The 6,804-nt window shown below is 69.3% G+C and carries 8 protein-coding genes; 5 read left to right on the forward strand and 3 right to left on the reverse strand.

Features of this window, described 5'->3' with window-relative positions:
• Positions 1-26 precede the first annotated feature (26 nt).
• From ACFYPN_RS03240 to ACFYPN_RS03255, 4 genes are all read left to right on the forward strand, one after another.
• Positions 27-824 (forward strand): ABC transporter ATP-binding protein, encoded by a 798-nt coding sequence (locus ACFYPN_RS03240; RefSeq protein WP_389296559.1) that lies wholly within the window; start codon positions 27-29, stop codon positions 822-824.
• A gap of 67 nt (positions 825-891) precedes the next feature.
• Positions 892-1,314, forward strand: a complete 423-nt coding sequence (locus tag ACFYPN_RS03245) for an NfeD family protein (RefSeq protein WP_358762852.1) — start codon at positions 892-894, stop codon at positions 1,312-1,314.
• A 132-nt stretch (positions 1,315-1,446) separates the two neighbouring features.
• The gene (locus ACFYPN_RS03250) at positions 1,447-2,391 is read left to right on the forward strand and encodes an SPFH domain-containing protein (protein WP_358762850.1); all 945 of its coding nucleotides are present in this window, start codon (positions 1,447-1,449) and stop codon (positions 2,389-2,391) included.
• A 159-nt stretch (positions 2,392-2,550) separates the two neighbouring features.
• Positions 2,551-3,318, forward strand: a complete 768-nt coding sequence (locus ACFYPN_RS03255; protein WP_358762849.1) for a sulfite exporter TauE/SafE family protein — start codon at positions 2,551-2,553, stop codon at positions 3,316-3,318.
• Between the two features lie 129 nt (positions 3,319-3,447).
• Here the strand turns inward: ACFYPN_RS03255 and ACFYPN_RS03260 are convergent, their stop codons facing one another.
• The 3 genes from ACFYPN_RS03260 to ACFYPN_RS03270 form a co-directional block, all read right to left on the reverse strand.
• Entirely contained in the window at positions 3,448-3,954 is a 507-nt protein-coding gene (locus ACFYPN_RS03260; RefSeq protein ID WP_358762847.1) for an HNH endonuclease, read from the reverse strand.
• 139 nt (positions 3,955-4,093) lie between these two features.
• The gene (locus tag ACFYPN_RS03265; protein ID WP_358762845.1) at positions 4,094-4,627 is read right to left on the reverse strand and encodes a YbhB/YbcL family Raf kinase inhibitor-like protein; all 534 of its coding nucleotides are present in this window, start codon (positions 4,625-4,627) and stop codon (positions 4,094-4,096) included.
• Positions 4,628-4,793: 166 nt separating this feature from the next.
• On the reverse strand, positions 4,794-5,576 hold the full coding sequence (locus ACFYPN_RS03270; RefSeq protein WP_358762843.1) for a sporulation protein: 783 nt from the start codon (positions 5,574-5,576) through the stop codon (positions 4,794-4,796).
• An 88-nt stretch (positions 5,577-5,664) separates the two neighbouring features.
• Between ACFYPN_RS03270 and ACFYPN_RS03275 the strand changes: the two genes are divergently transcribed.
• Complete coding sequence (locus ACFYPN_RS03275) at positions 5,665-6,318, forward strand: DNA-3-methyladenine glycosylase (protein ID WP_389296560.1); 654 nt, start codon at positions 5,665-5,667, stop codon at positions 6,316-6,318.
• Positions 6,319-6,804: the final 486 nt, after the last annotated feature.

The raw sequence follows: 6,804 nt of genomic DNA on the forward strand, positions 1-6,804 counted from the left end.
ACACTGCATGGGGAGACAACGCGCTCATGAGCGATGTACTGGAGCTGGTGGACGTATCCGTGGTCCGCGACGGACGCGCTCTGGTGGAAGACGTCTCCTGGTCGGTCAAGGAAGGGGAGCGCTGGGTCATCCTCGGCCCGAACGGCGCCGGCAAGACGACGCTGCTCAACATCGCCTCCAGCTACCTCTTCCCGTCCACCGGAACCGCCAAGGTCCTCGGCGAGCAGCTCGGCGGCGTCGGCACCGACGTCTTCGAACTCCGCCCGCGCATCGGCATCGCCGGTGCCGCCATGGCCGAGAAGCTCCCCAAGCGGCTCACCGTCCTGCAGGCGGTGCTCACCGCCGCCTACGGCATGACGGCCACCTGGCACGAGAACTACGAGGACGTCGACGAGCAGCGCGCCCGCGCCTTCCTCGACCGGCTCGGCATGAACGACTACCTCGACCGCAAGTTCGGGACCCTCTCCGAGGGCGAGCGCAAGCGCACCCTGATCGCCCGCGCGATGATGACCGACCCCGAGCTGCTCCTCCTCGACGAGCCCGCCGCCGGACTCGACCTCGGCGGACGCGAGGACCTGGTGCGCCGCCTCGGCCGCCTCGCCCGCGACCCGTACGCGCCCTCCATGATCATGGTGACCCACCACGTCGAGGAGATCGCGCCGGGATTCACCCACGTCCTGATGATCCGTCAGGGCAAGGTGCTCGCCGCCGGTCCCATGGAGACCGAACTCACCTCGCGCAACCTCTCCCGCTGCTTCGGCCTGCCGCTCGTCGTCGAGCACCAGGGCGACCGCTACACCGCGCGCGGACTGCCTCTGTCCTGAGGGCTGTTCGGCGGATCCCGCCCACGGGCCCCTGTCCCCGGAGCACATGCGGTCCTACCATGACGACATGGACGCGTGGGTGTGGTGGCTGATCGCGGCGGTGGGGCTGGGCATTCCCCTGGTCCTCACCGCCATGCCGGAGTTCGGGATGTTCGCCGTGGGCGCGGTCGCGGGGGCGATCGTCGCCGCCCTCGGCGGCGGCATCGTGGCCCAGGTGCTGGTCTTCGTCGTCGTCTCCGTCGCACTCGTCGCCGTGGTGCGGGTGGTCGCCACGCGCCACCGCGGCGAGGGCCCCCGATTCGCCTCGGGAATCGACGCGTTGAAGGGCCGCCGGGCCGTCGTGCTCGAACGCGTCGACGGTGGCGGCGGACGCGTCAAGCTGGCCGGTGAGGTCTGGTCGGCCCGCGCGCTCGACGAGAGCCAGAGCTTCGAGCCGGGGCAGCAGGTCGACGTCGTCGACATCGACGGGGCCACAGCCGTCGTCATGTGACCGAACCGGCCACGCGGCAGGGCGAGTTCTGCGACACTCGAAGTCGATCATGTCGACTCGCCCGGTCCGTCACAGTGAGAGTGCGACCCGATCACCAGGATCCGTCGGCTATCGAAGGGCTTGAGGCACACGATGCAACCGGTCATCATCGTCCTGATCATCTTGGTGGTGCTCGTCTTCATCGCCCTGATCAAGACGATCCAGATCATCCCGCAGGCCAGCGCCGCCATCGTCGAGCGCTTCGGACGCTACACCCGCACGCTCAACGCGGGGCTGAACATCGTCGTCCCGTTCATAGACTCCATCCGCAACCGCATCGACCTCCGCGAGCAGGTCGTGCCCTTCCCGCCGCAGCCGGTGATCACCCAGGACAACCTGGTCGTCAACATCGACACGGTCATCTACTACCAGGTGACGGACGCCCGCGCCGCGACGTACGAGGTCGCCAGCTACATCCAGGCGATCGAGCAGCTCACCGTCACCACCCTCCGCAACATCATCGGCGGCATGGACCTGGAACGGACCCTGACCTCCCGCGAGGAGATCAACGCAGCCCTGCGCGGCGTCCTGGACGAGGCCACCGGCAAGTGGGGCATCCGCGTCAACCGCGTCGAGCTCAAAGCCATCGAGCCGCCCACCTCCATCCAGGACTCGATGGAGAAGCAGATGCGCGCCGACCGTGACAAGCGCGCCGCGATCCTCACCGCGGAGGGCATCCGGCAGTCCCAGATCCTCACCGCCGAGGGCGAGAAGCAATCCTCGATCCTGCGCGCCGAAGGTGACGCCAAGGCCGCCGCGCTGCGCGCCGAGGGTGAAGCCCAGGCGATCCGGACGGTCTTCGAGTCCATCCACGCGGGGGACCCGGACCAGAAGCTCCTCTCGTACCAGTACCTCCAGATGCTCCCGAAGATCGCCGAGGGCGACGCCAACAAGCTCTGGATCGTGCCCAGTGAGCTCGGCGACGCCCTCAAGGGTCTCAGCGGTGCCTTCGGCAACCTCGGCGGCGGAATGCCCGGTTTCAACACCGGAGGATCCAACCCGGGCAAGGAGCGCCGCGAGGAGCCCCCGGTCGACTGACCCGCCCCTCCCACGCGCACGGCCCGGGAGCGCGGCCGGGACGGTGGAACTCCGCTTCGCGGGGCCCCCGTCACGCCCGCCCCGGGCCTTCGTGCATGATCGGTGCGGCACCCCGACCTTCATGGCGGGGATGCATCACCGATCAACGAAGGAGTGGCCTTGTCCCTCTGGGAAATGCTCGCCGTCCTCGCCGCCGGCACCGCCGCGGGAACGATCAACACCATCGTCGGATCAGGTACGTTGATCACCTTCCCGGTCCTGCTCGCCGTCGGCCTGCCGCCGGTCACCGCCACCGTCTCCAACGCCCTCGGGCTGGTTCCCGGCTCCGTCAGCGGGGCGATCGGATACCGCGAGGAGCTCAAGGGCCAACGCCCACGCGTCATCAGACTGGGCATCAGCTGCCTGGTCGGCGGACTCGCCGGAGCCACCCTGCTGCTGGCCCTGCCCTCCACCGCCTTCGAGACGATCGTCCCGGTCCTGGTCGCTCTCGCCCTCGTGCTGATCGTGCTCCAGCCGCGCCTCAGCAAGGCCGTACAGCGCCGCCGCGAACGCTCCGGCACCCCCGCCCACCCCGAGGGCGGCCCACTGCTCGCCGTCGGTCTCGTCCTCGCCAGCATCTACGGCGGCTACTTCACCGCCGCCCAGGGAATCATCTACCTCTCCCTGATGAGCATGCTGATCGACGACACCATCCAGCGCCTCAACGCCGTCAAGAACGTCCTGGCCGCCATCGTCAACAGCGTCGCCGCGCTCTTCTTCCTCTTCGTCGCCGACTTCGACTGGACCGCGGTGCTCCTCATCGCGGTCGGCTCCACTCTCGGCGGCCAGATCGGCGCCCGGGTCGGCCGCCGCCTCAGCCCCACCGTGCTGCGGTGCCTCGTCGTGGCGGTCGGAGTCTGCGCCCTCGTCCAGCTGCTGCTCCGCTGACACACGGATGCCCGCCTCCCCCAGGGAGCCGGGCATCCCGTACGTCAACCGGCGCACGCCGACCGGACAGCCGGTAGCCGGCCCACGCAGCCGGGCCTGCCCGGCAGATCCGGGACTCCCGCGGTGGGCTCAGGCGGCCGTGCGGTCCAGCCAGGCCGGCAGCGACGAACGGTCGGCCGACGCCATCGCCAGCAGCATCGCCTCGGCCGGCGAGGGTACGAACGGCTGCCGCAGCAACGGCATCTCCGCCTGCTCCGGCGTCCGGGCCGCCTTGCGGTGGTTGTCCTCCGCGCAGGAGGCCACGGTGTTCAGCCAGGTGTCCTGGCCGCCCTGGGCACGCGGCACGACATGGTCCACGGTGGACGCCCGCCGCCCGCAGTACGCGCAGCGGTGCTGGTCACGTATGAGGACTCCCCGTCTGGACCACGGCGCCTGTCTTCGGAACGGCACGCGTACGTACCGGCAGAGCCTGATCACACGGGGCACCGGGATGTCGACGGCTGCTCCACGCATCCGCAGGCCGGGATCCGCCTGCTCGACGACCGCCTTGTCCGTCAGGACGAGGACCACCGCACGATGGAGGGTCACTGTCGACAGCGGCTCGAAGCTCGCGTTGAGGACCAGCGTGTCACGCATCCTGCCCACCTCCCTTGTACCACCCGCCCCCGGCGGGCCCTGACCAACTCTGGCCGGGCGGGCCGCGTGGGACAACGCAATAAAAGTGCCCTGCCCAGATCTCTCCAAGACCGGGGCAGGGCAAACGGGAGAAGAACCCTCAGCTTGCGGGCGACGCGTACTCACCGATCAGCTGCGCGCGTCCCAGCGTGTGGAAGCGCAGATTGAATCCGACCGCGGCCGGGGAGGAGTCACCGTCAGCCCCGAGCTTCTCCGTGTCCACGGCGTAGACGGTGAAGACATAGCGGTGGTTCTCGCCGGCCGGCGGGGCCGCGCCGCCGAAGTCCTTCGTCCCGTAGTCGTTGCGCGCCTGCACCGCCCCTTCGGGCAGCCCGGCGAAGGTACCGCTGCCCGCACCGGCCGGCAGTTCGGTGACCGAGGCCGGGATGTCGAACAGCACCCAGTGCCAGAAGCCGCTGCCCGTGGGCGCGTCGGGGTCGAAGCACGTCACGGCGAAGCTCTTCGTACCGGACGGGAATCCCTCCCACCGCAGCTGCGGGGACGTGTTGCCCTCCGCGTACACCTGCGCGTCCGCGAGCACGGCCCCCGGCGCGAGGTCGTCGCTCACCACGGTGAACGCGGGCACCTCGGGGTGGAAGTCGTGGGGGAGCGGGGCCCTCTTCGCTTCGGTCACATCAACACCTTTCCTCAGGCCCGGACCCGGTGGGCGCGCCCCACCGGGTCCGGGACGTCTCCGACGGATCATGCCGGACGCCCGCCGCGGCGCCGGCACGACCCGGCGGACGACCGTCGCGCGAGCGACACCACGGGGTGTCCGGCCACGGTCCGCCGGAAGCCGATCACAGCCAGTTGCGCTGGCCGCCCACCTGGGCGAGCCACTGGTTGAGGTAGGCGGCCCAGTCCGTCTGGTGGAAGTCGTCGAAGCCGACCCGGAAAGCGCGGTAGGAGTCGCTGCCCTCGCTGAACAGGCCCGCCTTCTTGTCCATCTCCAGGATGACGTCCATCTCGCGGTCGTCCGCGACGAAGGACAGCTCGACCTGGTTCAGGCCGCGGTACTGCTGCGGCGGTACGAACTCGATCTCCTGGTAGAACGGCAATTGCTGGCGCGTCCCCCGGATGTGGCCACGCTCCATGTCCGCGCTGCGGAACCGGAAGCCGAGCTGTCCGAACGCGTCCAGGATCGCCTGCTGGGCGGGGAGCGGGTGGACGTTGATCGGGTCCAGGTCACCGGAGTCCAGCGCGCGGGCGATGTCCAGCTCCGTCGTCACACCGATGTTCATGCCGTGCAGGTTCTGTCCCGCGAACGTGGTGATGGGCGTCTCCCAAGGGATCTCCAGCCCGAACGGCACCACGTGGACGGCACCGGCCTGGACCTCGAACGCGCCGCCGAGCCGCAGCTTGGTGAACTCGATGTCCTGCTTGAACTCCTGGTCGTTGCCCTCCACCTCGACCCGCGCCTGCAGACCGACCGAGATCCCCTGGATCTGCTGGCTGACGGAACCGCCCTGGACGCGCACCTCGCCCTGGACGACGCCACCGGGGACGACGTTGAGCTCGATGAGCTCCGTCTCCACCGACGCGCCGCCGGCGCCCATGCTCGCGAGCAGCCGCTTGAAGCCCATGGTTTCTCCTTATAGGTGTCTGACCCCTACATACGCGCCCTGACGGTAGCCGGTTCCCCCGTCGGTTCCGCCAGTACCCTCGGTCGCCATGAACGACGCTCCCCAGGACACCCCGGACCGTACGCCGCTGATGCGGGACTTCTTCGACCGCGACGTACTGGACGTCGCCCCGGACCTGCTCGGCCGTACGCTGGTTCGGCGCACCGCCGAGGGGCCCATCGAACTGCGCCTGACCGAGGTGGAGGCGTACGCGGGCGAGATCGACCCCGGTTCGCACGCCTTCCGCGGCAAGACGGCCCGCAACGGCGTCATGTACGGCCCGCCGGGGCACGCGTACGTCTACTTCACGTACGGGATGTGGCACTGCCTGAATCTGGTGTGCGGACCGGAGGGGCGGGCGAGCGGGGTGCTGCTGCGGGCCGGTGAAATCCTCGCCGGCGCGGAACTGGCCCGCCCCCGTCGGCTCACCGCCCGGAACGACCGGGAGCTCGCCAGAGGGCCGGCCCGCCTGGCGACCGCGCTCTCGATCGACCGGGTCCTCGACGGGAGCGATGTCGTCGCCGGTCCGCCGGAGCCGATGTCCGTCCTCTACGGCACCCCGCCCTCCCGTGAGCAGGTGCGGAGCGGCCCGCGTACAGGAGTGGGCGGCGACGGCGCCCACCAGCCCTGGCGCTTCTGGATCGACGGCGACCCGACCGTGAGCCCGTACCGCGCCCATGCCCCGCGGCGGCGCCGGACTTGACGCTGCCGCCGGAAGCCCCTAAAGTGATTCGAGCCGCTTTACCCGGGTGCAGTGGTCGTACGGTCCTACGGACCCAGCCGACCGACCCCGAAGCGGTCAACCACTACCTTCGATCCGCCCTGACGGGTGCGAATTCGGCATGTCCGAATTTCACTTCGAACGCTCGATTATGAGTCGTCAAGGAAATCGACTACGGTGGCGGCAAGCCGAGAGGGAGCCGAAAGGCACCGCCGAGGCAAAGGCCCCGACAGGCCACCGGAATCAAACTCGGACCGGAAACGGGACGAAAAAGATTCTGGTAAGGTCGGACTCGCCGGAAAGGGAAACGCGAAAGCGGGGAACTGGAAAGCGAAAACTGCTCGACCCGCTTCGACCGGGAATCGGACATGAAAGTGTCTGATAGAGTCGGAAACGCAAGAACGAAGGGAAGCGCCCGGAGGGCCCCGGTGAGACGGGACCGAAGGAAGCGTCCGTTCCTTGAGAACT

This window comes from Streptomyces sp. NPDC005576, from assembly GCF_042871745.1.
Taxonomy (GTDB): domain Bacteria; phylum Actinomycetota; class Actinomycetes; order Streptomycetales; family Streptomycetaceae; genus Streptomyces.

Coding starts and splice junctions, on each gene's coding strand:
- ACFYPN_RS03240 (WP_389296559.1), top strand. CDS start 27: ATGAGCGATGTACTGGAGCTGGTGGACGTATCCGTGGTCCGCGACGGA.
- ACFYPN_RS03245 (WP_358762852.1), top strand. CDS start 892: ATGGACGCGTGGGTGTGGTGGCTGATCGCGGCGGTGGGGCTGGGCATT.
- ACFYPN_RS03250 (WP_358762850.1), top strand. CDS start 1,447: ATGCAACCGGTCATCATCGTCCTGATCATCTTGGTGGTGCTCGTCTTC.
- ACFYPN_RS03260 (WP_358762847.1), bottom strand. CDS start 3,954: ATGCGTGACACGCTGGTCCTCAACGCGAGCTTCGAGCCGCTGTCGACA.
- ACFYPN_RS03270 (WP_358762843.1), bottom strand. CDS start 5,576: ATGGGCTTCAAGCGGCTGCTCGCGAGCATGGGCGCCGGCGGCGCGTCG.
- ACFYPN_RS03275 (WP_389296560.1), top strand. CDS start 5,665: ATGAACGACGCTCCCCAGGACACCCCGGACCGTACGCCGCTGATGCGG.